This window comes from Actinophytocola sp., from assembly GCF_035634895.1.
Lineage (GTDB): Bacteria > Actinomycetota > Actinomycetes > Mycobacteriales > Pseudonocardiaceae > Actinophytocola.
Genome location: NZ_DASQCC010000102.1, coordinates 32614 through 56286 on the forward strand (window position 1 = coordinate 32614; position 23673 = coordinate 56286).

At 71.0% G+C, this 23673-nt stretch carries 21 protein-coding genes; 10 read left to right on the forward strand and 11 right to left on the reverse strand.

What is annotated here, in order from left to right; genetic code table 11:
- Nucleotides 1–8: 8 nt before the first annotated feature.
- Nucleotides 9–1319: a cytochrome P450 gene (locus tag VET29_RS14235; protein ID WP_324920037.1), complete on the reverse strand. Its 1311-nt coding sequence runs from the start codon at nt 1317–1319 to the stop codon at nt 9–11.
- Nucleotides 1320–1429: 110 nt separating this feature from the next.
- Here VET29_RS14235 and VET29_RS14240 point away from each other — a divergent pair, with 110 nt between their 5' ends.
- Both VET29_RS14240 and VET29_RS14245 read left to right on the forward strand, forming a co-directional pair.
- The gene (locus VET29_RS14240) at nt 1430–2233 is read left to right on the forward strand and encodes an SAM-dependent methyltransferase (protein WP_324920039.1); all 804 of its coding nucleotides are present in this window, start codon (nt 1430–1432) and stop codon (nt 2231–2233) included.
- 47 nt (nt 2234–2280) lie between these two features.
- On the forward strand, nt 2281–2946 hold the full coding sequence (locus VET29_RS14245; protein ID WP_324920042.1) for an HNH endonuclease family protein: 666 nt from the start codon (nt 2281–2283) through the stop codon (nt 2944–2946).
- Between the two features lie 70 nt (nt 2947–3016).
- Here VET29_RS14245 and VET29_RS14250 read toward each other — a convergent pair whose 3' ends face one another.
- Nucleotides 3017–4477, reverse strand: a complete 1461-nt coding sequence (locus VET29_RS14250; RefSeq protein WP_324920044.1) for a hypothetical protein — start codon at nt 4475–4477, stop codon at nt 3017–3019.
- A 997-nt stretch (nt 4478–5474) separates the two neighbouring features.
- On the opposite strand from VET29_RS14250, the gene VET29_RS14255 reads away from it, so the two are divergent.
- Nucleotides 5475–5897 carry a hypothetical protein gene (locus VET29_RS14255; RefSeq protein ID WP_324920045.1) on the forward strand — a complete coding sequence of 141 codons (423 nt, stop codon included), beginning with the start codon at nt 5475–5477 and terminating at the stop codon, nt 5895–5897.
- A 3-nt stretch (nt 5898–5900) separates the two neighbouring features.
- The gene (locus VET29_RS14260; protein ID WP_324920048.1) at nt 5901–6320 is read left to right on the forward strand and encodes an SRPBCC family protein; all 420 of its coding nucleotides are present in this window, start codon (nt 5901–5903) and stop codon (nt 6318–6320) included.
- Here VET29_RS14260 and VET29_RS14265 read toward each other — a convergent pair.
- From VET29_RS14265 to VET29_RS14280, 4 genes are all read right to left on the reverse strand, one after another.
- Nucleotides 6315–7424, reverse strand: a complete 1110-nt coding sequence (locus VET29_RS14265) for a serine hydrolase domain-containing protein (RefSeq protein ID WP_324920050.1) — start codon at nt 7422–7424, stop codon at nt 6315–6317. The two genes, VET29_RS14260 and VET29_RS14265, sit on opposite strands and share 6 nt — an antisense overlap.
- A gap of 11 nt (nt 7425–7435) precedes the next feature.
- Nucleotides 7436–8551 (reverse strand): serine hydrolase domain-containing protein, encoded by a 1116-nt coding sequence (locus tag VET29_RS14270; RefSeq protein WP_324920052.1) that lies wholly within the window; start codon nt 8549–8551, stop codon nt 7436–7438.
- A 99-nt stretch (nt 8552–8650) separates the two neighbouring features.
- A complete protein-coding gene (locus tag VET29_RS14275; RefSeq protein WP_324920053.1) occupies nt 8651–9301 on the reverse strand; it encodes a response regulator transcription factor in 651 nt (216 codons plus the stop codon).
- A complete protein-coding gene (locus VET29_RS14280) occupies nt 9289–10524 on the reverse strand; it encodes a sensor histidine kinase (RefSeq protein WP_324920055.1) in 1236 nt (411 codons plus the stop codon). Before VET29_RS14280 ends, VET29_RS14275 begins: the two co-directional genes overlap by 13 nt.
- Nucleotides 10525–10652: 128 nt before the next feature.
- Here VET29_RS14280 and VET29_RS14285 point away from each other — a divergent pair, with 128 nt between their 5' ends.
- The 3 genes from VET29_RS14285 (at nt 10653) to VET29_RS14295 (ending at nt 12239) form a co-directional block, all read left to right on the forward strand.
- The gene (locus VET29_RS14285) at nt 10653–10841 is read left to right on the forward strand and encodes a hypothetical protein (RefSeq protein ID WP_324920057.1); all 189 of its coding nucleotides are present in this window, start codon (nt 10653–10655) and stop codon (nt 10839–10841) included.
- Between the two features lie 64 nt (nt 10842–10905).
- Complete coding sequence (locus tag VET29_RS14290) at nt 10906–11397, forward strand: SigE family RNA polymerase sigma factor (RefSeq protein ID WP_324920059.1); 492 nt, start codon at nt 10906–10908, stop codon at nt 11395–11397.
- Nucleotides 11398–11411: 14 nt separating this feature from the next.
- Complete coding sequence (locus tag VET29_RS14295) at nt 11412–12239, forward strand: hypothetical protein (RefSeq protein WP_324920061.1); 828 nt, start codon at nt 11412–11414, stop codon at nt 12237–12239.
- A 16-nt stretch (nt 12240–12255) separates the two neighbouring features.
- Here the strand turns inward: VET29_RS14295 and VET29_RS14300 are convergent, their stop codons facing one another.
- Both VET29_RS14300 and VET29_RS14305 read right to left on the reverse strand, forming a co-directional pair.
- Entirely contained in the window at nt 12256–12756 is a 501-nt protein-coding gene (locus VET29_RS14300) for a GNAT family N-acetyltransferase (RefSeq protein WP_324920063.1), read from the reverse strand.
- Nucleotides 12757–12776: 20 nt separating this feature from the next.
- Nucleotides 12777–13673 (reverse strand): NAD-dependent epimerase/dehydratase family protein, encoded by an 897-nt coding sequence (locus VET29_RS14305; protein ID WP_324920065.1) that lies wholly within the window; start codon nt 13671–13673, stop codon nt 12777–12779.
- A 113-nt stretch (nt 13674–13786) separates the two neighbouring features.
- Here VET29_RS14305 and VET29_RS14310 point away from each other — a divergent pair, with 113 nt between their 5' ends.
- Nucleotides 13787–14521 (forward strand): TetR/AcrR family transcriptional regulator, encoded by a 735-nt coding sequence (locus VET29_RS14310; RefSeq protein ID WP_324920067.1) that lies wholly within the window; start codon nt 13787–13789, stop codon nt 14519–14521.
- Between the two features lie 252 nt (nt 14522–14773).
- Nucleotides 14774–15379, forward strand: a complete 606-nt coding sequence (locus VET29_RS14315; RefSeq protein ID WP_324920069.1) for a response regulator transcription factor — start codon at nt 14774–14776, stop codon at nt 15377–15379.
- 27 nt (nt 15380–15406) lie between these two features.
- On the opposite strand, the gene VET29_RS14320 is transcribed toward VET29_RS14315, so the two are convergent.
- The 3 genes from VET29_RS14320 to VET29_RS14330 form a co-directional block, all read right to left on the reverse strand.
- Nucleotides 15407–18520, reverse strand: a complete 3114-nt coding sequence (locus tag VET29_RS14320) for a BTAD domain-containing putative transcriptional regulator (protein ID WP_324920071.1) — start codon at nt 18518–18520, stop codon at nt 15407–15409.
- Between the two features lie 393 nt (nt 18521–18913).
- A complete protein-coding gene (locus VET29_RS14325) occupies nt 18914–22015 on the reverse strand; it encodes a BTAD domain-containing putative transcriptional regulator (RefSeq protein ID WP_324920072.1) in 3102 nt (1033 codons plus the stop codon).
- Between the two features lie 229 nt (nt 22016–22244).
- Nucleotides 22245–22829 (reverse strand): ATP-binding protein, encoded by a 585-nt coding sequence (locus VET29_RS14330; RefSeq protein WP_324920075.1) that lies wholly within the window; start codon nt 22827–22829, stop codon nt 22245–22247.
- A 160-nt stretch (nt 22830–22989) separates the two neighbouring features.
- On the opposite strand from VET29_RS14330, the gene VET29_RS14335 reads away from it, so the two are divergent.
- Nucleotides 22990–23601, forward strand: a complete 612-nt coding sequence (locus VET29_RS14335) for a response regulator transcription factor (RefSeq protein WP_324920076.1) — start codon at nt 22990–22992, stop codon at nt 23599–23601.
- Nucleotides 23602–23673: the final 72 nt, after the last annotated feature.

Here is a 23673-nt window from a genome sequence, read left to right on the forward strand (position 1 = left end):
GTGTCCTTTCAGCGAAGCTCGGCCCTCATGGACAGGCGAGTCGGGTAGGCGGTCGAGGTGTAGGCCACCTTCAGGGGGCGCGCGAGCGCCAGCCGCCAGCGACTCGTGATCGTGGCCGCGGCCACGACCATCTCCAGCAGGGCGAAGGTGTTGCCGACGCACTGGCGGTTGCCGGCGCCGAAGGGGAGGTACGCACCGCGCGGGATCTCCCCGACCCTCTCCGGTGCCCAGCGGTCGGGGTCGAAGCGGGTCGGGTCGGGGAAGTAACGCGGGTCGAGATGCAGGGCGTGCGGGCTGACCGTGACCTCGGCGTTCCGCGGGAGGGGCACGCCACCCAGTTCGACGGGTTCGAGCGTGCGGCGCATGAGGATCCAGATCGGGTACAGCCGCAGGGTCTCGTTGACGACCTGTCGCAGGTAGGTCAGCTTCGGGTAGTCGTCGAACGTGACGCGGCGGCCGGCGAGGACCCGGTCGACCTCGTCGTGCACGCGGCGTTCGACGTCGGGGTGCCGGGCGATCTCGTGGAACAGCCAGGCCAGCGCGAGCGCGGTGGTCTCGATGCCGGCGCTGAGCAGGGTGACGACCTCGTCGTAGACCTGCTCGTCGGTCATCGGCGTGCCGTCCTCGTCGTGGGCGAGGAGCAGCAGGGAGAGCAGGTCGCCGCGGTCGCGGCCCTCGACGCGCCAGCCCGCGATCAGGTCGTGCACGACGGCACGCATCCGCGAGACGGCCTGGTCGAACCGGTGGTTCCCGCGCACCAGGAGCCGGCCCACCGGTTCGGGTGAAAGGGCACGGATCATGCCGTGCCGGATCACGACCGGAATCGATCTTCTGGCCTCCTCGATCGCCGATCTACCCAGCTCGGTGCCGAATAGCGCCTCGCCGACAATGGTCACCGCGAGCGCCTGCATATCCTCGTTGATCTCGCGGATCTCACCCGGTTTCCACGACTCGGACAGTGTGGTAACCGCGATTTCCATAGTCTCGGTGTAGCGCGCGACCCGTTCGGCGTGGAACGCCGGCTGGATCAACCTCCGTTGTCGCAGGTGAAACGGGCCGCCGGAATTTACGAGTCCGTTCCCGACGAATGGTCGAAACTTGTCGAACATAGCTCCTTTTTCGAAGTTCGCTGACTTGGTGACCAGGACGTGGTGGGTCAACTCGGCGCTCGTGACGAAGTACATCGGCATGCCGCCGAGGTAGGTCCGCACGAGGTCGCCGTAGTCGCGAAGTCCGTCCGTGAAGGCGAAACGGTGGCGTAAAAGGGCTGGCGTATGGCCAAGCACCGGCCACCGCCCAGGCGCTACCGGCACCGTCACAGCGGACTCCCACGTGTCGAGGGTTGGATCACAGTAGGACCAGTGCCGTTACTCCAGAAGCGCCCATTCGGGTGCGATTGGTGTGCCCGTTAGTGAATTAAGGTGTGCGGATGGACTGGGTACCGTCAATCGTTGACACGTCCGCGCCGAGTGGCGCCCGGACATATGACTACCTGTTGGGTGGCAGCCATAACTTCGAGGCTGATCGCATCATGGCTGACCAGGTGGAACGGGCCGTTCCCGGAATCCGCGCGGCGGCTCGGATTAATCGCGCCTTCCTGGCCAGGGCGGTCCGTTTCATGATCGACCAGGGCGTGCGCCAGTTTCTCGATATCGGGTCCGGCATCCCTACGGTCGGCAATGTTCACGAGATCGCCCAACTCGCGGATTCATCCTGTCGGGTGGTTTACGTGGACAAGGACCCCATTGCGGTCGCTCACAGTGAGCTGATGCTCGTCGGCGACGAGCGCACCGACGTGGTGGAGGCGGACATGCGCGAGCCGTCGACCGTCCTGGACCACCCGTCGACCCGGCGCCTGCTGAACTTCGACGAGCCCGTAGGCCTGCTGTTCCTGTTGGTCCTCCACTGGATCCCGGACGAGGACGACGTGCCGGCGCTGGTGTCCACGTACCGGGACCGGTTGGTGGCCGGCAGCCACCTGGCCATCACACACATGACGGACGACATGCAGGCCGACAAGATCGACGCCGTGGCGGGCATCGTCCGCGGGAGCCGGGGCGCCGGGCAGGTCCACCCCCGCACCCGCAAGGAGATCGCGGAGTTGTTCGGCGACTTCGGACTGCTGCCGCCGGGGGTCGTGCCGACGGGGACGTGGCGGCCGAGCGGCATCGGCGACATCGCCGAGGACCCCGAGATGAACGAGCTGTCGTTCGCGGGCATAGCAAGGAAGTAGCTCTTACCACATCGACAGGAGGGTGGCGGGTAAGCGATGATCGCGGGGTGCCCCGCCGTCCCCTGCTTGTGCTGTTGTCCCTGCTTGCCCTGACCGCCTGCCAACCGCTGGAGTTGTCCGGCCCGAGCTCTACCGCCCCACCGCCGCCGCCCCCGGCGGTGCCCGCGGGGGCGCTGGCCGACCAGCTGGCCGCGCTGCAGATAGCGCCGGAGGACACCGGTGCCCACTACAGTCGCGAGGACTGGCTGCCGGACTGGGCCCGCTCCGGCGAGTGCACGACGAGGGAGACGGTCCTGCGGCAACAGGGTAGGAACGTGGTCGTCAACGCCAAGTGCGCGGCGACATCCGGCGAGTGGGTGAGCTCGTACGACGGCGTGGCCGTGACGGACCCGAGCAAGCTGGACATCGACCACGTGGTGCCACTGGCGGAGGTGGCCCGCTCCGGCCCGGTGGTCGACGGCCGTCGTCAGCGCCCGGGGGAGTGGCCGGTGGAGCAACGTCACGCGTACGCCAACGACATCGAGGGTCTGGTGGCGGTAACGGCCTCCAGCAACAGGAGCAAGGGCGACGACGACCCGGCCAGATGGCTGCCGGACCAGAACCGCTGCCCGTACATAGCGTCATGGCTACACATGAAGAACAAGTACAAGCTGTCGATGGACCAGCTGGAACACGACGCGATCGCGTCGGTGGCGAGCACCTGCCCGGCCTGAGGCGCCGGGTCACGCCTCAGGCCGGGCAGCTCGGCCGCCGAGCACCCCTCCGGTCCGGTCCTGTCCGCGATCAGGGGTTGATCAGCGGCGAGAAGCCGGCGTGGACGTCCGGGTCGGCCGGGGTGACGTACACCTCCGACGGCGGCCCGAAGTCGGCGTAGCCGGTGGTTTGGTACTCGAGTACCGCCGGGCAGGTCGCGCCGCCGATCTCGACGCGGGTGTCGACGACGAGCTTGCCGGTCTTCACCTCGTAGACCTTCACGGGGATCGAGACCTTCTTGAAGGTGACGTCGGTGTAGCCGAGCGGGCTGAGCGTGGCCTCGTACGGGCAGGTCCGGACCGGCGCGCCCATCTCGGCGGCGCCGGCGCAGACGATGACCACGGCGTCGGCGGCGTCGGTGGCCTTCCACTCAGGCGGGAGGCGGTCGGTGTACTCGGCGTTGCCGAAGAAGAGTGCGCGGTTGGGACTGGCCGCGCCGTAGGGAACGGCGGCGCTGTAGGGGGCGGGGGTGCTGCAGTAGGCGGGCTGCCCGCCCGCGGTGGAGCTGAGGAGCTGACGGACGTTGGCCAACTCGATGGCCTGGGTGGCCAGGGTGACGCCCTTCTGTGCCCGCGGGGCGAGGTCGTGTTTCGGGTACTCGTCGATGAGCTGCTGGTAACGCTCACGGGCGAGGGTCCAGTTGTTGGCGGCCATGAGGTCGTCACCGCACTCGACGATCGCCTTGGGAGCGATGCGCGGAACGACGGCCCCGGCCCGGTCGAGAACTGTCCTGTTAGGATGGTCCCGGCCCAGCCAGTCGGTGATCACCTTGGTGTCACAGGGATCGTCGGTGGGAAGGCGGTGGAGGAACCGGTCGAGGGTGTTGCCGACCATCTTCTCGTGTCCGGGCAGGTCGTTGAGGACCGTGCGAAGGCCGGCGATACCCGCGCGGAGCTTGGCGGCGTCCCCGTCGAGCGCGGCGTCGAGGTCGGTGGTGGCCCGGCGGAGGAGATCGCAGGCACGAGCGGTGTCGTCCTGCTCGGCGGAGAGCGGCGCGTTGGCGATGCGGTGGCCGAGCCAGCGACCGTCGAGGGCGTGGGTGGCCTTGCCACAGTCGCCGTCACGGCGGGCGTCGGCGACGTCCTGCTCGATCCGGGCCGAGTCGAACCGGAGGAGGCCGACGATCAGGAGCACGGGAAGGCTGACGGCGAGCCCGAAGAGCCGCTGCTTCTTTACGGCGCCGGGAAGTGTGGGCTTGGCAAGCTTGCCGGCGAGGTACCACCCGTGCGCGACGACGGCCACCCACCAGACCAGCACGACGATCTCGAGCCAGAGTTCGCGGAAGACGGCGACAAGCAGAACGACCAGCGTCACGGTGACGACCGCCGCGGCCGCGGCGAGCAGGCGCTTGCCGAGCATCCCGTACCCGACACCGAGAATCGACCCGTTCGCGAGCGCGACGGCGGCGGGGTCGCGGGGTGGGCTGGGCTTCTTGGGTTTCTTGGGCTTGGTGAGCGGGATGGTCTGGAACTCGAAGCCCGGCGGAGGCATGACCCCATCGGCCGGCGATGCTGCCCCGTCGGGCGGCGATGCGGCCCCGTCGGGCGGCGGCGCGGCCCCGAACTGTGGAAACGGCCCGGACGGCGGCCCGGACTGGAAGTCGGGTTGATACGCGGTCTGAAACGCGGGCACCGGCTCGGAGGGGAGTCCGGCTTCGCCACCCGGCTGCGGCTCGACGGAGGTCCCGGTCGTGGGCTGCGCGGCGGGTTCGGCCGGCGGTTTCGGCTCAGCCGGGGAAGTCCCGGCCTCCGCGGAAGTCGGTGTTGGTTCTGGTTGTGTGGCCGCTTGGGCATCAGGTGGTGGCAGAGCGGATGGGTCGGTGGTGGCCTGCGCGGCGGTTTCGGCCGCCGGGTTCGGCACGGCCGGGGAAGTCTCTGCCTCTGCGGAAGTCGCTGTTGGTTCTGGTTGGCTGGCGGCGTCAGGTTGCGGCAGTTCGGATGCGTCGGTGGCGGGTTGTGGGGTGGGTTCGGCTGGAAGGCTGGGTTCCGCCGGGGATGCCTCGGCGTTCGTGGAAGTCGGTGCTGGTTCTGGTTGGGTGGCGGCGTCAGGTTGCGGCAGTTCGGATGCGTCGGTGGTTGGCTGCCCGGCGGGTTCGGCTGGAGGGTTCGGATCCGCCGGGGAAGTCTCGGCCTCTGTGGAAGCCGGTGTTGGTTGAGGCGTGGGCTCGGAGGTTGAGCCCGAGGGGAGGTCGGGCTGCGCCTCGGCAGGCGCCTCTTCCGTGCTGGGCTTGCGGCTTGGCTCCGGCGCAGCTTGTGTCGGGTCGTCCATCGGGTCCCTTTCTGAGGGAAGCTGGCGGAGGTCGGACCACATTGTCGGGTATCGCACCCGGGCGCCGTCCCCAGTTGCGGAAATATCCGCGAAAACGGGACATCCCCGGGACCATGCCCGAAGGGGCCACTACGCGCGGCCGTGGCCATGGCAGGGTGAACCACCAGCGCCCGACCGCGTCCCGATGACCACAGGCACCAGGCAAAGGAAGCACAACACCATGCGGATCGCCCTGCTGGCACCCGTCGCGCTGATCCTCGTCGCGACCGCGTGTGCGGCACAGCCCGAACAGCGGCAGAAGCAACCCCAGGTCGTCGAGATGGCCGCCGACGTCGAGATCTCCAGCAACGAGACGGTCACCTGGGTCGAGGGCAAGGTCGACGACTCCGGCGAGTTCGAGTCCGTCGTCGTGCCGGTCGCCAACGCCGAACGCACGTCCGCCAGGTTCGCCGCGGAGGTCGAGCTCCTCACCCCCCAGGGCTGCCAGGAACCGTTCGTCGACCTGAAGATCGACGACGACGCCCTCGGCCAGGTTCGCTGCACCTTCGACGGCTACCGCCGGCTTGGCGAGCACCACGCCCCCAAGATCTGGCTCGACGCCGACGGTCGTATCACGAAGATGGCCGACCGCTACCATCCCTGACCCATGGAATGGCGTGCTTCCATCGACATCGACGCCGCGCCCGACACCGTCTGGCGGGTGCTCAGCGACGTCGAGGACTGGCCGGCCTGGACGCCCTCCGTCCGCCGGATCACCCGGCTCGACCCCGGGCCGCTGCACGTCGGCCAGCGTCTGCGGATCAGCCAACCCCGGTTTCCCACCACCGTCTGGCGGCTGACCGAACTCGTCGACGGGCGCTCCGTCGTCTGGCGCGCCGGCGGGCGGGGGGCGCGGGTCACCGCCACCCACGCCCTCGAACCCCGCGCCGCCGGCACCCGCGTCACCCTCAGCCTCGCCCTGCTGGGCCCGCTCGGTCTCCTCGTCGGCGTCCTCACCGGCGGACTCACCCGCCGCTACCTCGAACTGGAGACCACCGGGCTCAAACGAGCCAGCGAAAGGTCATGAACACAACGCCGTGTCCACGGCCTTCTCGACGTGTTCCGCCGCGGGCAACGACATCGCCGGCCCGGTGACCACGACCGTCGCCACCCGGCCGTCGTCGGTGATCGCGTTGCGGGTGATGTAGCCGGGCGCGTTGCCCCCGTGGTTCCACGCCACGCCGCCGCACGACAGGTCGAACGTCGCGAGGCCGAGGCCGTAGCGCGCGGTCCCCGTCGTGTCGAAGTCCGGGGCGTCCACCAGGGTCTTCATCGCCGACATCTGGGCCCTGCGCAACAGCTTTCCGCCCAGCAGGGCCGTCATGAAGGCGTTCAGGTCACGAGGTGTGCTGATCAGCTGCCCCGCCGCCCAGCCCATCGACGGCTCCATCTCCGTCACGTCGACCGGCCTGCCCTCGGCGTCCGGCCAGTAGCCGTGCGGGTGCGCGCGCCGGATGTCCTGCGCCACCGGCCAGTACGTCTCCCGCAGCCCCAGCCGGTCGATGATCCGGCGGGTGATCTCCTCGCCTATCGGCCGGCCCGTCACCTGCTGCACGATCAGCCCGGCCAGCACGTAGTTCGTGTTGGCGTACGACCAACCCGCGCCAGGCGCGAACAGCGGCGGCCTGGTCAGCGCCGCGTCCACCAGCTGCCTCGGCTCGTAGAACGTGTGCTGCACCTTGAAGTAGTCCGTGATCAGCACGTCGTCGTAGTCCGGCAGGCCACTCGTCTGCTGCAACAGCTGCCGCACGGTGATCCCGTGGACGATCCCGGGCAGGTACTTCTCGACGGAATCGTCCAGTCCGATCTTCCCCTCGCCCACCAGCTGCAGCACCACCGTCGATGTGAACATCTTGGTGTTGCTGGCGATCCGGACCTGGCCGTTCACCGGCACGCGGGCACCGGTCGCCAGGTCGCCGACGCCCGCGGTGTAGTCGCGGGTCCGGCCGCCCGGCTCCCGCACCGCCGCCAGCGCGCCGGGGAAGTGGTCGTCGCGGACCAGGGCGTCCAGGGCCTGCTGGACCGGATCCTGCCGTTGCGTCGCGGCGTCGATCCGTTGTGGCGTGGCGGTTGCCGTGCCACACGCGGTCAACACGCCCGCCACCAGCAGTACGCTCAGCTTCTTCAACATCGGGAACTCCTTCACTGGCACAGGGCGGTGTCGAGGACGGCGTCGGCCAGCAACCGTGGCGCCTGCTCCGGTGTCGGCAGCGCGGTGACCGCGACCGTGGCCGCACGGCCGTCCTCGGTGATCGCGTCGCGGGTCTCGTAGCCGTCGATGTCGCCACCGTGGCCCCACGCGACCTCGCCGCAGCTCAGCTCAATCCGCATCAGGCCGAGCCCGTACCGGAGGTTCGGCGGGAACCCGGGCGCCGCGACGGTCCTGCGCATCTCCGCGAGCTGCGCCGGCGCCAGCAACCGGCCACCGACCAGTGCCGCCAGGAACCTGTTGAGGTCACCAGGAGTCGCGATCATCTGCCCGGCCGCCCAGCCCCACGACGGGTCCAGCTCGGTGAGGTCGAACCGCCTTCCATCCGAAGTGGACGGTGTGTAGTAGCCGTGCGCGTGCTTCTCGCGGATGGTCTGTTCGCCGACGCCCGGCCAGTACGTGTGCCGCAACCCGAGCGGCTCGACGATCCGGCGCGTGATCTCCTCACCGACCGGACGGCCGGTGACCCGCTGCACGATCAGGCCCACCAGCACGTAGTTCGTGTTGCTGTAGCGCCAGCTCGTGCCCGGCGCGAACACCGCGGGCATCGCCAGCGCCCGGTCCACCAGCTCCCGCGGTTCGACGTACCGGTGCTGAACGTCCTTGTAGTCGACGGTGAAGTACTCCGGCAGGCCGCTGGTGTGCTGGAGCAGCTGCCGAACGGTGATGTCGCGGCCGTCGATGCCCTCGCCACGCACCAGACCCGGGACGTAGGTCTCGATCGGCTCGTCCAGGCCGATCTTTCCCTCGCCGACCAGCTGCAGCACGACCGTCGACGTGAACATCTTGGTGTTGCTCGCGATCCGGACCTGCCCGTCGACGGGCACCGGCTCGCCGGTCCGCACGTCGCCGACGCCGGCGGAGTAGAAACGGCCGCGGCCGTTCGGCTCCCGCACCGACGCCATGGCGGCCGGGAAGTCGTGTTCCCTGACCAGACTGTTCAGGCCCTGTTGCACGGCGCCCGGCCCGGCCTCCGACGAAGCGGCCGGTACGGCGACGGTGAGCCCGGTCAGCACGGCCAGTGCGGCCGCACCGAACGATCGAAACATGGGATCCCCTTTGCTCAGGCGGTCTTCTCACCAGGAAGACTGCCGAAGTGAAGGGACCCGGACGATCCTGTGTGCTGGCCAACCGGGGTACAGCTGGCTCTACCGCCGGCCCTCCAGGTAGTGCAGCACCGCGGTCACCCGCCGGTCCGCGCGGTCGTCCGGCGCCAGGTCGAGCTTGGCGAAGATGCTGCGGATGTGCTTGCTCACCGCGCCTTCCGTGACGAACAGCCGCTCGGCGAGCGCGGTGTTCCCCAGTCCCTCGGCCATCAGCGCCAGCACGTCGCGCTCACGCGGGGTGAGCCGCTCCAGCTTGTTGTCCGGCCGGTTCCTGGCCAGCAGCTGCGCGACGACCTCCGGGTCGATGGCCGTGCCGCCGCCCGCCACACGCAGCAGCGCGTCCATGAACTCCTCGACCCGCCCGACGCGTTCCTTCAGCAGGTAGCCGAGTCGCGCGCCGCCGCTCGCCAGCAGGTCGGTGGCGAACGCCTGCTCCACGTACGCCGACAGCACCAGCACGGCCAGCCCGGGCTGGCGGCGCCGTGCCTCCACGGCCGCGACGATGCCCTCGTCGGTGTGCGTCGGTGGCATCCGGACGTCCACAATGGCCACCTCGGGCTCGTGCTTGCCCACGGCCGTCAGGAAGTCCGTCGGGTTGTCCGCCGTGGCCACGACGTCGAGGCCCTCCGCGCGCAGCAGCAGCGCGAGCCCCTCGCGGAGCAGGGAGTCGTCCTCGGCGATCACAATCCGCATGGCAGGGTCACCTTCAGGGTCGTCGGGCCGCCGACGGGGCTCGTCAGCGCGAAGGTTCCGTCGTGTGCCTCGACTCTGCGGCGGATCCCGGCGAGCCCGGAGCCCTTGTCCTCGCTCGCCCCGCCGCCGCCGTCGTCGGCGATCTCCACGAAGAACCGTTCCTCGTTGCGCCGCAACAGGACGAACGCCTGCCGCGCGCCACTGTGCTTGGCGATGTTGGTGAGTGTCTCGGCGACGACGAAGTAGACCGTCGCCTCCGCGGACGCGGCGGACCGCCCGGGCACGTCGGCGTCGATGCGGCAGGGCACCGGGCACGTCGTCGCCAGGGAGGCGAGCGCGTCGGGAAGGCTGCGGTCGGTCAGCACTGGCGGAAGGATAGTGCGAACCACCCCGCGTAGCTCGGTGAGAGCCTGCTCGGCGGCATCCTGCGCGTTGCCGAGGATCGCGTCGGCGGTCGCCGGGTCCCGCACCAGCGCCCGGCGCGCGGCGCCGAGCAGCACGTTGACCGCGACGAGCCGGTTCTGCGTGCCGTCGTGCAGCGACCGTTCGATCCGCCGCAGCTCGGTGGTGTGGGCGTCGAGGGCACCCGCGCGGGTCGCGGTCAGGTGCGCCACCCGCAGCGCGAGGTCGGTGCCCGCGTCCGGCGCCAGGAGCCGGCGGCCCGGCCACGCCTGCACCCACGCGGTGGCCGGGAGGAGGGCCGTGTCGATCACGAGCCAACCCAGGCCCAACAGGCTCACCAGGAGCGCGTCGCCGAGATCGCGAACCTGTACCAGGTAGAGCGAGTCCATGGCCTGCTCGGGGGGCACCAGGTACCACCACAGCGGGAAGGTCGTGTTGGTGACCGCGTAGAACGCCACCGTCAGCCCGAACCCGACGATGCCCGCGCCCACGGTCGCGTGCCATGCCACCCAGCCCAGCTCCCGTCGCACCGCCGGATCCCGGATGGCGGCACGGAAGTCCGCCGGCACCGGCTCCGCGCCGATGATCTCAGGGCCCCAGCGGGACAGCCGCCCGCGTTCCCGGTCGGCCGCCGCGCGCAGCACCCGCGGGATGGTGGGCAGCAGCGGCACGCCGACGCCGACGAGGCAGGTCAGCGCGACGGCGACCGTCCAGAGCAGCGCGGCCATCGACAGCAGAGTCGTGACCATGCCACCGACGATGTGCTCCATCGCGTCCACTGTGGCCCGCAGCCGGCCCACCAGATCCCATCGCCTCACCATCGCCGGGACGATATGGCACCGCCGGGCACCCCGGCCAGGCCCGCGGGTGAAAAGTACAGCCAGCTGTACCCCCGGTTCTCCGGCTCGCTGGATCGTGGCGGGCGGCGCCGAATCCTAGTGTTGCCGGCATGACGAACGACACTGAGACGCGTGGAACCCTTCGCCTGGTGCTGTGGCTGGTGCTGGCGGTCAGCGTGGCCGGCAACGTTGCCACGACAGCCTCGTCCGGCATCACGCTCCTGTTCAGCATCGGCCTCGGCATGGTCGCGGTGGCCAGCGGCGTGGCGCTGGTCGTGCTCCACTACCGGCACAGGTAGCCGTGCAACCTTTTCCGGGGGACCCAGCGTGACTACTCCGTGAATTCACGCGGGAAGGGGCTCCATGAACGATCGCGACAAGGAGTTCGCGGCTTACTTCGCCAGCAGGTCGGGTGCCATGCGCGGCACCGCGTACCTGCTGTGCGGTGACTGGCATCGCGCGGAAGACCTCGTGCAGAACGCGTTCGTGAAGCTGTACCGGGCCTGGAACCGGATCGCCGAGCACCACAAGCTGGACGCCTACACCCGGCGCGTCCTGGTGCGCACGTTCCTGGACGAGAACCGGCGCGGCTTCTTCCACCGCGAGCGACCGACCGCGGAGCAGACCGACCGGGCCGCACCGCCTGCCGGCGGCGTCGAGGACCGGATGGTGTTGCTGCGTGCGCTGGCCGACGTGCCACCCCGGCAGCGTGCCGCACTCGTGCTGCGCTTCTGGGAGGACCTGTCCATCGAGGAGACGGCCAAGTCCCTGGGCTGTACGGCCGGCACGGTCAAGAGCCAGGTGGCCCGCGGCCTTGCCGCGATGCGTGACGTGGTGCCCGCCAACACCTTCTGAACACGGAGAGAGCATTGAACGAGCAGGATTTCCGGACCGCGTTGCGTGACACGATGTCCGGTCAGGCGGAGCCGCCACAGATGAGCGACTCGCCGGTGCTGGAGGCCGCCCACCGAGACCTCAAGCGCCGGCGCGCGAAGTGGGCCGGCCTGGGCAGCGCGGCCGCCGTGGTGGCCGTCGCCGCGATGGTCGCGGTCCTCGCGCCGTCGGGGTCGGATGGCGGTGGCATCCAGGCCGGCACCCAGCCGTCCGTGCCCGCGAACGGCTCGGGTGGGAACAACACGGAGAAGTCCTGGCCGAACGGGCAGATCGACCGCACGGCCACCTCCGGCGCGGAACACGACCGTGCCGCCACGCTGGCCGACAAGCTGGCCGAGGTGTCGCCGGCCGGCTACGAACTGCCGGATTCCCTGCCGGGGACCGAGTACCCGGCGAAGGACTACCAGGCGCAGTACGAGGACACCGTCGGCGGCAGGGAGGTGTGGGACTATTCGGCCTACGTGTCGCCGACCAAGGGCGAGGGCGTCGGTGAGCTGCTCGTCGACGTGCTGTCCCCCGGCGGTTCGACCGGCGACGGCTGCGGGATCAAGCCGCCACTCTGGGGCATGACGGGCAACTGCGCCGAGGTCGTGGTCGGCGGCAAGCAGGTCGCCGTGGTCAACATCACCAGCGACGACCGGTTCGGCCAGTGGGCGGGCTACCGCTACGAGGACGGCACGGTGGTGTTCGTCGCGCAGTCCACCACCCACTACGGCACCGGGAAGCCGGCGCTGGAGGCACTGCCGTTCACGTCCGAGCAGCTGGCCGCACTGGCCGCCGACCCCCGGTTCAAGGTGGCCTAGTCAAGGTGGTCCAGCCCTACAGTTCGCGAAGCATGCAGGCCCGCGGCCAGCTGTCCAGGCCGTGGGCCGCTTCCGTCTCGCGGATCGCCCGCAACCCGGGGGTCGTCTCGGACCCGGCGAGGTAGCGGAAGCCGAGGCGCTCGTAGTACGGGCCGTTCCACGGGACCTCGGTGTAGGTGGTCAGGGTGACCGCCGGGAGCCGCCGGGTACGGGCCCACTCGATCATGCGGTCCAGCAGCGCCCTGCCGATGCCACGGCGTGCGTGGTCGGGGTGGACCGACACCTGCTCGAGGTGGGCGTTGCCGTCGACCACCTCGGCGATCAGGTACGCGACCGGCCGGTCGTCCACCGTGTACACCCAGGCGCGGCCGGCGCGGACGTACTTGAGCAGCGTCCGCGCCGGCAGCGGCTCGTCCTCGGCCACGAGCGCCATGCCGATGTCCGCGAAGGCCTTCCCGGCGGCCCGCTCGATGTCCCGCATCGCGGGCACGTCCTCGTCCCTGGCCGGCCTCGTCACGCTGGTCAGCCTACGTTTCTTCAGCCCACGTTCTTCAGCGCGGTGTCGAGCGGCGTCGGGGCGATGCCGAGCGTCCGCTCGGTCGTCGACGAGTCGATGGTGAACGGCCGGGCGAACTGGTACCGGGTCGTGCGCAGCTCGCGGATCATGGGGGAGAACAGGCCCACCGACCACAGCACCCCGTACGGGATCAAGGTGAGCTTCGCCGGCGGGAGGCCGTGGACCTCGGTGAACCGGGCGGCCAGGGCACGCACGGTCAGCGGCGCGTTGGTCGGCACCAGCCACGCCTCGCCCCACGCGCGCTCGTCCGTCGCCGCCGTCACCAGGGTCTGGGCCACGTCGGCGATGGACGTCCAGCTGTGCGACACGTCCAGTGGCGACGGGACGAACGCCCGCTTGCCGGCCCGCAGCGGTGCCGCGAGCGCGATGCTGAAGATCGAGTTCGCCTCGATGTAGTCGCTGGCGCGGACCTCGGTCGCACGGATGCGGCCGGCCTCGTGGCGGGACCGGGCCTCGCGCCACATGTCGGCACGCATCCGCAGCTTCGGGTGGGTCGCGGCCAGCGGCGTGTCGTGGGTGATGGGGCCGTCGACCTCGCCGTAGCCGTACAGGTTGCTGGCGGTCGTGAGCACCGCGCCGCTGCGCTCGGCGGCCGTGAGCAGTGCGGACGCCAGCGGCGGCCAGTCGGTCAGCCAGCGGTGGTACTGCGGGCTCGCGCAGTTGTACAGCGCGACCGCGCCCTCGGTCAGCTCGCTGAGCCGGTCCGCGTCGGTCGCGTCCGCGGCCACCCGCTCGATCGCCGGGTGCTCCGGGCCGCCGCCGCTGCGCGTGATGATCCGGACCCGCTCGCCACGGTCGGCGAGCAGCGAGGCGGTGGCGGAACCGACCGGGCCGGCGCCGACAAGCACGTGAACCATGATGTGACTTCCTCTCTCATTTGAGAGCACCGCTCTCTGTTGAGACCCATGCTCTACCGACAAGCGCTCTCTGTCAAGAGCAGTGCTCTCGAATGTGTGCGACACTCTCGTCCATGACGGAGCGTTCGCGAGGATCGATCAGGGCCCGCGTGCGGGCCGAGTTGGTCGAGGAGATCAAGGTGGTGGCCCGTCGCCAGCTCGCGGCGGATGGCGCGAACCTGTCGCTGCGCGCCATCGCCCGCGAGCTGGGCATGGTCTCCTCGGCCATCTACCGCTACTACGCCAGCCGCGACGACCTGCTGACCGCCCTGATCCTGGACGCCTACAACTCCCTGGGCGAGGCCGCAGAACAGGCCGACGCGATGCGGCAGACCAACGCGACACAGCAGACCGACGCCGTGCACCGGCCCTCGGACTACCGCGCCCGCTGGCTATCCGTCGCACGAAGCATCCGCGACTGGGCAGTGGCGAGCCCACACGAGTACGCCCTGATCTACGGCAGCCCGGTACCCGGTTACGTCGCGCCGCAGGACACCGTCCTGCCGTCGATCCGCCCGGTCGTCGTACTCGGCGGCATCCTCGACGAGGCCTACAAGGCCGGCTGTCTCCCGAAGGACTTCCCACAACCACGCAAGAAACTGCGCCCCCTGCTCGCCCAGGTCGCCCAAGGCGTAGCGCCAAGCGTCAACGAGGCGGTCATGGCCAGAGCGCTGATCGCCTGGACGGAACTCTTCGGCGCCCTCAGCTTCGAACTCTTCGGCCGCTTCAAGAACACCATCACCGACCTGGCAACCTGGTACGAACACCAAGCCGAAGAAATGGCCACCTTCCTAGGCCTCCCCCACTAAACCCCCCGCGAGTCCCGCGTTCGGACACACCGAACTGTCGTTTCGTGCAGATCATGGCCGGGGGCGTGTGCACGAAACCGCAACTCGCTATGGCTGAACGCGGGACTCGCGGTGTTCGAACGCGGGACTCGCGAGGTTGGTGCGGGTGGGCCTTGATGGGGGAGCTAAGCCGTTTGGACGGTCCCGGGATCCGCGAGATGGCGTAGAGGTTCTCTGAAGCCGGATTGAAGACCGGTCCGGCACGCTGTGTAGATGCGAGTGCTGATCCACGCTTCCGACCCGGTCAACCGGGCCGGCGCACGGGCGTTGTTGAGGCCGGCGCGAGAGGTCGAGCTGGTCATCGAGGGGGAGCGCGCCGAGGTCGTCGTGCTTGTCGAGAGCGAGATCACGGGGGCACACCTGGAGGAGCTGGACCGGCTGCGGGCACGGGCGCGGTGCGTCGTCGTGACCGACCGGCTGGCCGAGCGGGACATGATGAGCGCGGCCCGCTGCGGGGTGATGAGCGTGCTGAAGTACGAGACGATCACCGCCGGACGGCTGGTGTCCGCGATTCTCGGTGCGGCGCATGGACGATCGCTGCTGCCGCCGAGACTGCAGGCCGCGCTGCTTCGCCAGCTGGTCGACCTGCGCCGCGACCTGCTCGCACCGAGCGGCCTGACACTGTCCGGTTTGGACGAACGCGAGCTGGACGTCCTCGGCCTGATCGCGGAGGGCTTCCGCACCGACGAGATCGCGTCGAAACTTTCGTACTCGGAGGGAACCGTGAAGAGCGTCCTCCACGGCGCCATGACCCGGCTCGGTCTCGCCAACCGCGCGCACGCGGTCGCCTACGCCCTCCGCGCGGGCGCGCTCACCTGACCGACCGGACCCCTCCGCGAGGGGGTGTCACGACAGCAGGCGGGTCACCGTGATGCCGAACTCCGACAGGCGTTTGTCCGCCTGTTCGAGGTCCCAGCGAGCGGACATCCCCGCGTACACGCCGGTGCACTCGTCGAACGCCGCGCGTGCCTCCTCCAGCCGGCCGGCGCGTGCCAACAGCGCGGCGGCGTCCTCCAGTGCCGAGCCCAGCTCCACCACACGCCCTACCCGCCGGTAGTGCGCCGCCGCCGCCAGCACCGGCTCCGCATCCTCCGCCACCAGCCCGCGACACCACCACGACGCGACCGTCGCGCGGGCCATCACCCGTTCCTTCGCCGCCTCCTCCGCCGCGATCTCCATCGAGCGGGACAGCCGTTCGTCGTCGCCCGCGGCCAGCGCCAGCCGGACCAGCGCCGGCAGCCACTGGTGCCGCAGCATCATCGGTGCGAAGTCCGGGTCCAGCAAGGGATCCATCGTGGACAGTGACGGCAGGCCACGTTGCTCCGCCGCCAACGCCGTGGCCATCAGGAGGAAGTCGACGTTCTCCCGTTCCTCCAGTGTGGACCCGTGCCTGGCGACCGCGTCGAGGTGCGCGGCCGCCTGGATCCCGTCGCCGCGGCGGCCCGAGATCAGTGCCGCCAGACCGTGTCGCAGCAACGCCATCGCCGCCGGGTCGCGCAGTGCGAACGTCGGGTCGTCCGCGTCCAGCTCGACCAGTGCCTCGTTCCACCGGCCGACCCAGTAGTGGTGCACCGCCGCCGGCAGCTCGAAGCCACGCCCCTGTGCCGCCCGCAGTGTCGCCTCCGCCTCGTCGAGGCGGTCGAGGTTGTGACACGTGAACAGCCTGTTGTCCAACAGGTCCAGCTCCAGCTCGGTGCCCGGCTCGATCGAGTCCAGCGCGGCGTCCACATGCGCCAGTGCCGCCTCGTGGTCACGCCGGACGGTCGCCACCAGCCACAGGCTCTGCCGCGCGTGTGCCGTGAGACTCCCGTCGCCCGCCGGCTTCGCCAGTGCCGCGCGGCCGGCGGCCTCGGTGGCGTCCAGGTCGACGACGGCACGCCGGTCGAAGCCCGCGAGCAGATGTTTGTGCCGGTGCCGCCAGATCTCCGGCACCTCGGGATCGTCGGCCGGGGCGGCGAGCACCTCGGCCGCGGCATCGACGTCCCCGCGCCGGATCAGCATGGTCGCGAGCAGCTGGCGCATCTCCGCCGCGTGGTTCGGGTCCGTCGCGAGCGTCAGCGCCTCGGCCGCCTCCCGCTCCGGCTGCCGGTCGAGCCGGAACAGCACCCGCACCCGCGCCACGGCCAATGCCTCCCGGCGCGGATCGTCCGGCAGGCAGAAGGAGAACGCCCGGTCCAGCAGCTCGCCGGCGACCAGTGGCGCGCGGTTCGCGAGCATCTCGTGGTGGTCGGCCAGCCAGGTGAGTCCCCACGCGTCGAGGCCCGCCGAGGCCAGCTGGTCGGCGACCTGTGTGACCGGCGCGCCGGCCCCGGCCAGTGCCTCGGCCGCCGCCCGGTGCCGCTCGCCGCGGGCGCGGACCTCGCCGTAACAGGCCTCCCGCAGCAGCGGGTGCCGGAACGCCAGGTGGTCACCGGCGTCGACGACCACGTTCGCGGCCGCCGCCTCCTCCAGCACGGCCAGCAGGTCCGACGGCCGCTTGCCCGCGACCGCGGCGACACCGGTCACGGTGAACTCCTCGCCGAGCAGGGCCGCCGCCCGCAACGTCTCCCGCGCCTCGCCGGACAGCACGTCCAGCTGACCCCGGGCCGTGTTGATCAGCTGCGCGGGATGCACGGCGGTCGCCAGCTCCGTGATGTACCGGGGGTTGCCGGCCATCTCGAGGATCAGCTCCCGCACGTGCGGGCCGGCCGGCACACCGGACAGCCGAGCGTGCAGCGTCAGAGCCTCCTCTTCGGACAGTGGGTCGAGCGTCAGAACCCCGTCGCGCACGTTCAGCTCGTGACGCAGCCGGGTGACCGCCGGACCGCGTGGCACCGGCCGGGCCGCGGCGACGAGCAGCAGCGGGAGCTGTCGGGCCAGCGCGGTCAGCCGGTGCCACAGCTGCACGCTGGCCTCGTCCGCCCACTGCATGCCGTCCACGACCAGCACGAGAGGGCCGAGCCGGCACCGCTCGGTCACCAGGCCGAGCAGCGCGTCCGGCGAGTCCGACCGCGTGCGCAGGCACTCCCGCAGCACTCCCAGCGGGGTCGACTCCTCCTCCGCGACCGCCCAGCCGAGCTGGTAGCCGCGCTCGGACACGTCCGCGAACGCCCTGGCGAGCAGCGCGGACTTGCCGATGCCGTAGTCACCCTCGACCCAGATGGCGCCGCCGCGGCCCTCGCACACGACGTCGACCAGCGTGCGCAGCCGGCGCAGCTCCGCCTGCCGGCCGACGAACGGCTCGCGGGCCGGCGGTGGGCGCATGACCAGCCGGACGGGCGTCTCGGGGTCGTCGTCGAGGAGCCGGGCGTGCAGGTCGCGCAGTGTGGTGCCGGGCTCGACGCCCAGCTCGGCGGCGAGGACGCGGCGCCCCTCGGCGTACACCTCGAGTGCCTCGGCACGCTGGCCGCCGTGGTGGAGCGCGAGCATGAGCAGCTCACGGAACCGTTCGCGCAGCGGGTACTCCCGGACCAGGGCGGTCAGCTCGGCCCGCAGCTCGTCGTACGCGCCGGCGTCGAGCTGGGCGGACGCCCGGCGTTCGAGGGCGTCGAGCCGCAGCTCGGCGAGCCGGGACCGCTCCCGCTCGGCGAACGGTCCCGGCAGGCCGGACAGCGGGTCGCCCTGCCACATGGCGAGGGCCGTGTCCAGGGCGTCGGTGTGCCGCACGAGCCGTTCGAACTGGAAGGCGTCGACGTCCGGGACGTTCAGCCGGTAGCCGGCCGCGTCGCTCGTCAGCAGCGCGCGGTCCGGTGCGAGCGCCCGGCGCAGGCCGGAGACGTAGGTGTGGATGTTGCCGGCCACGCTCTTGGGCGCGTCCGTGCCCCAGACGGCCGAGACCAGCTCGGTACGGGTCACCGGCCGCCCGGCCCGTAACGCGAGCACGGCGAACACCGCGCGTTGCCGTGCCGGCCCCAACACCAGCTCGACCGGTCCCCGCCACGCCCGAACCGGCCCGAGCACCTCCACCCGAACATCGTTCATTCCCACACACCCCCACCAGACTCACGTCCAGGAGCCGGCAAAACGTTCACCCACGACTGCCCTTATGGCCCCTGTCAGGACGTTCAACGTCACACGGAGGTTGGTTGTAAGGCCACCACAGTCGAGAACCACCCCCAGGAGGCCACGGACCTCCCCAGAAACCCGCTGAACAGCCAAAACACCCACCCAAACACCCACAGGTGATCCTGATCACCACCCCCACCCGCGAGTCCCGCGTTCGCCCACACCGAGTCCCGCGTTCGCGCATATCGAATCCCGCGTTCGCCCACATCGAGTTGCGGTTTCGCGCACACCGAGTCGCGGTTTCGTGTCGATGGACCGGCCCGTGTGCACGAACCCGCAGTTCGGTGTGTCTGAACGCGGGACTCGCGGTTAGACCAGGGCGGGCGGGGACCATACGGCGGCTTCGGCGCGTTGGACGGCGGCTTCGGCGCCGATCGACCGGTAGGCCGCCACCGCGTCGCCGAGTGCGTCCTGGGCGTCGCGGGTCTGGCCGCGGCGGGCGAGCAGCCAGGCCACGTCGGCCAGGGCCTGGGCGCGCATGAGGTCCAGGCCGCCCTTGGTGCGGCAGTACGTGACCATGGCCCGCACCTCGTCGGGGTCCTCGGTGAGGATGCCGTGGCAGTAGGACAGGATCATCCGCGCCTCCGCCGGCAGCGACCGGTCGGCCCGGTCGACCAGCCCGCGCAGCAGGTCGGCCCGTTCCCGGTCACCCACCAGCACCGCCAGCCGGGCGATGTCGGGCAGCCACCGGTACCAGGGCGCCGGCAGCACGTCCACCGCCAGGATCGGCGCCAGCGTGTTGAGTGCCTCCTGCGACTTCCCGGCCAGCTCCGCCAGGGTCGCGCGCGCCGCCAGCATGGCCGCCAGCGGCTGGTCACCGGCCATGCGCGTGTGCCGCCGCGCGACCCGCAACCGCCGCCACGCCGTCGCCCGGTCGGCCTGGTGCGCCGCGATCAACGCGTCCGCGCTCGCCACCGCGGCCGCGACGATCGGCCTGCGCAGCACGTACGACGCCGGGTCCATCTCGTTCGCCGCGATGAGGTCCAGCTCCGCCCGCGCGGCGTCCCACCGCCCGTTCCAGAACTGGTTCATCGCGTTGGTCATGTGCAGCTCGGCCGGCATGGCCCGGTGCACCGCCAGCTGCCACGTCGTCGCCGGCACGGCCGAACCCGCGTGCTCCAGCGCGGCCCGCGTGTCCTCGTCGAGCAGCCGGAACTCGCTCAGCCCGGGCGGACCCGTCGGCGTCGTCTCGTCCAGGGCCGCCAGCAGCAGCTCGTGCCGGGTCCGCCACAGCCCGGTCGCCCCGTCCGACAGGGCCCGGCTCACCTCGTGCCGGGCGTCGCCGGTCCGGTCGTGCCGGCTGTAGCCGTACGCGAGCACCCAGCGCATCTCGGCGATCAGCTCGGGATCGGTGGTACGGGCGATCAGCGACCGCGCCTCGGCCTCGGGCTCCCGGCCCAGCCAGAACAGCAGCCGCGTGAGGATGGCCGTCAGCGTCTCGCGGGTCTCGGGCGGCGCCCAGGTGACCGCCAGCCGCAGCAGGCGCACGGCGATCTCCGGCTCCTCGGCCGCGACCGCGCCGATGTTGGCCGGCAGCCAGCTGCTCACCAGCGGCCCGGTCAGTGTCGACGCCGCCAGCTGCTCGGCCACCCGGACGGGTGGTGCGCCCGAGTCGGCCAGCGCCTCGGCCACCTGCAGGTGCAGCGCCACGCGGATCGCGTTCGGGGTCTTCTCGTACAGGGCCCGCGCCACGAGCGGGTGACGGAACCGGAATCGGTCACCCGCGGCGACGAGCACACCGCCCGTGAGCGCCTCGTCCAGCGGGTCGGCCAGCTCGGCGGGCCGCCGGCCGGCCGCCGCCGCGAGGTCGGTCAGCGTGAACTCCGTGCCCAGCAGCCGTGCCCAGCGCAGCATCGAGCGCGTCGAGCTGGACAGGAAGCCGAGGTGGTCGTCGATCCACGACACGAGCTGCGGCGGGAGGGCGCCGTTCTCGACCGTCGGCATGCCGGTGCCGCCGAGCAGCTCACCGGCCACCGTCGCGACGATCTTCCTGACGTAGTAAGGGTTTCCGGCCGCGTCGTCGAGCCAGTCGCACAGCCGGCCCTCTGGCGGCGCGCCGGTGAGCTTCTCGGCGAGCCGGTAGGAGTCCACGGTGGACAGCGGCGGCAGGGTGAGCGTGCTGCCGGCCAGGTACCGCCGGACCTTCTCGTGCGTCGGCGTGCTCGGCGCCGGGCGGGCACAGCCGATCAGCAGCAGTGGCAACCGGTCGGTGTGCCGGGTGAGCCGCCACCACACGGTCAGGCTGGCCTCGTCCGCCCACTGGAGATCGTCGGCGACCACGACCAGCGGGCCGTCCGCGCAGAGCGCCTCGACGGCGTCGACCGGGTCGCTGACACCGAAGCAGTCCTGGATGAACCGCAGCGGCAGCTCGCTGTCCAGCTCCTGCGCGCTCGCCCACCGCAGCCGCTTCATCGGGATCGGCACGCCGGACAGGGCCTCGGCCACGAGCGCGGACTTCCCGATGCCCGGCTCGCCGTGGATCCACACCACACCGCCGCGCCCGGCCAGCACACCGGACAAGGCAGCCCGCAGTACGGCCAGCTCCTCCTTGTGTCCGACGTGGACGCCCGAGCGGTGCGGCAGCCAGGCCGGGTCGGGCTGGCTCTCGCCGGACAGGAGTTGCTGGTGGAGCCTGCGCAGCTCCGGGCCCGGTTCGATGCCCGAGGCCTCGACCAGCGCCGTGCGCGCGTCGGTGAAGACGTCGAGCGCCTCGGCCGTGCGGCCGCTTCCGTGCAGGGCCCGCATCAGCAGCAACCGCAGCCGCTCGCGCAGCGGGTGCTCCCCGCACAGCGCGGTCAGCTCGGCGACGAGGTCCTCCGGACGGCCGAGGTCGAGCAGCAGCTCGGCCCGGTGCTCCACGGCGGCCAGGCGCAGCTCGGCGAGCTTCGCCCGCTGGGCCTGGGCGAACGGACCGAGGATGCCGGTGAACGCGTCGCCCTGCCAGAGGCCGAGCGCTGTGTCGAGGTCGCGCAGCGCGGCGTGCGGGTCGCGTGTGCTCGCCGCCTGGGCCCGCAGCGTGGTGAACCGATGCACGTCGACGTCCGCGCGGTCGACCCGCAGCGAGTAGCCGGAGCCGACCGAGGCCAGCACGGTGCCGCCGGAGCGCTTCGCACGGCCGGGTTCGAGTGCCTGACGCAGGCCGGAGACGTAGGTGTAGATGCTGCCGCTCGCGCTGGAGGGCGGCTCGTCGCCCCACAGGGCGTCGATCAGCTCGTCGCGGGAGACGGTGTGCCCGGCGGACATGGCGAGCACGGCCAGCACCGCGCGGCGGTGGGCGGAGCCCAGGTCGGCCTCGCGCTCGTCGACCTTGTCGCCGAGCCAGGCCCGCACCGGTCCGAGCAGCTGAAACCGCGGCCCGGTCTCCCCGGCGCCCACGCGTGCCGCTATCGCCGATCCGTCCGTCGTGCCCACCCCTCGTAAGGCCCCTGACGCCTGCGTTATAGCAGGCGGAGGGCGGTGGGAGGCGATGACGCGATGTATCGGCCGGCGCGTTCGAGGTCGGCCCCAGCCGGCGGCGGCCGGTTTCGACAGCCTTGGCTACCTGGTGTTTTTCCGCCCTTCTGTGCTCGTGACCACAGCCGTGCCCGTCTGGGTCCACTCGTGTCCGGCTGTGTTGACCAGTAGGAAATCTCAGGAAACTTTAAGGTTTCTCGGCCCTCGCCCGGACCTTCGGCGGCGCGAGATCGATGATCTGGTCGGCCGTCAGCCGGGTGACGTCCTGGCCCGCCGCGACCACGAGATAGCCCGGCAGACAGGCCGGGCCGAGCGCGGGATGCGGCACGGCGTCGACGTCGTCGGCGACCACCGCGGCCGGGCCCGCGTTGCGTAGTTGGTCGAAGGCCTCGGCGAGCCGTGCGAGCAGCCACGACCGGTCCTGCGACGAGTCGTAGGCACGCTCCGTGCACAGCTCCGCCGCGGCGACGACCGGCCTGGCGAGCGACAGGTCCCCGGTGGCTGTGTAGTACTCACGCAGCGCGTTGATCACCGCACCGGCGCCGAAGATGTCCCACGCCGGGATGTCCTCCCGGAAGCTCAGCGTGAGCACGGTGACGCCGCGTGCCCGCCACCGGTCTGCCGCGGTGGTGAGCAGCCTGGTCTTGCCGGTGCCGGGTCCACCCCGCACCGCGACCATCGTGTGTCGGCGGGCGGACGTGCCGGCCAGCGCGTTGTCCAGTGTGGACAGCTCGGCCACCCTGCCGGGAAGTGTCATGCGTTCCCCCGTCATACCGGTCATCATGCGGCAGCCCCGTGGCCCTGCTGCCCTGTGCGAGGACGCTTGGTGAGGGAAGTTGCCCGAATGTGCCCGGTGTGGAGATGTCGTAGAGACGGTGTGAAGGCGAACGCGGAAGACTCTCTGTCAACAGATCCTCACGGGGGAGGAACCGATGGAGAAGGTCAGGGTGACCGTCCGCTCGCTCGACGCGATCACGTCGGCGGGCCTGACCACCTGCCTGGACTCGTTACCTGACGTGATCGTCACGGACGGCGAGGCGGACGTGGTCATCGCCGGCTTCGACCGCCTGTCCGCGGCCGCGGTCACACTGCTACGCACGGCGGCGGCCGACGTACGCAGACCGATCGTGCTGGTGGTGAACGAGATCAGGGAGGCGGAGCTGCTGCCCGCGGTGGAGTGCCGCGTGGTCTCGATCCTGCCAAGAGCCGCGGCCGGCGACGACCGCCTGGCGAAGGCCGTCCGCACGGCGGCGACCGGCGGCGCGGAACTGCCGCCGAACCTGCTGGGCCAGCTGGTAGGCCACGCCGAGAAGCTGCACAACGAGGTACTCGCGGCACACGGCCTGACCGCGTCCGGCCTGTCCCCCCGCGAGGTGGACGTGCTCCGCCTGATGGCCGACGGTCTCGACACGAACGAGATAGCCAAGAATCTGAGCTACTCGGAACGCACCGTCAAGAACATCATCTACACGATCACCAGCCGCCTGCGCCTGCGGAACCGCCCCCACGCCGTGGCCTACGCGATGCGCGCCGGAATCATCTGAGGCAGCCTGCCCGATCAGGTGGCTGGCCGGAAGGTCGGCCCGCCCCGCCGGCAAAGGCGCCGCAAGCAGGCA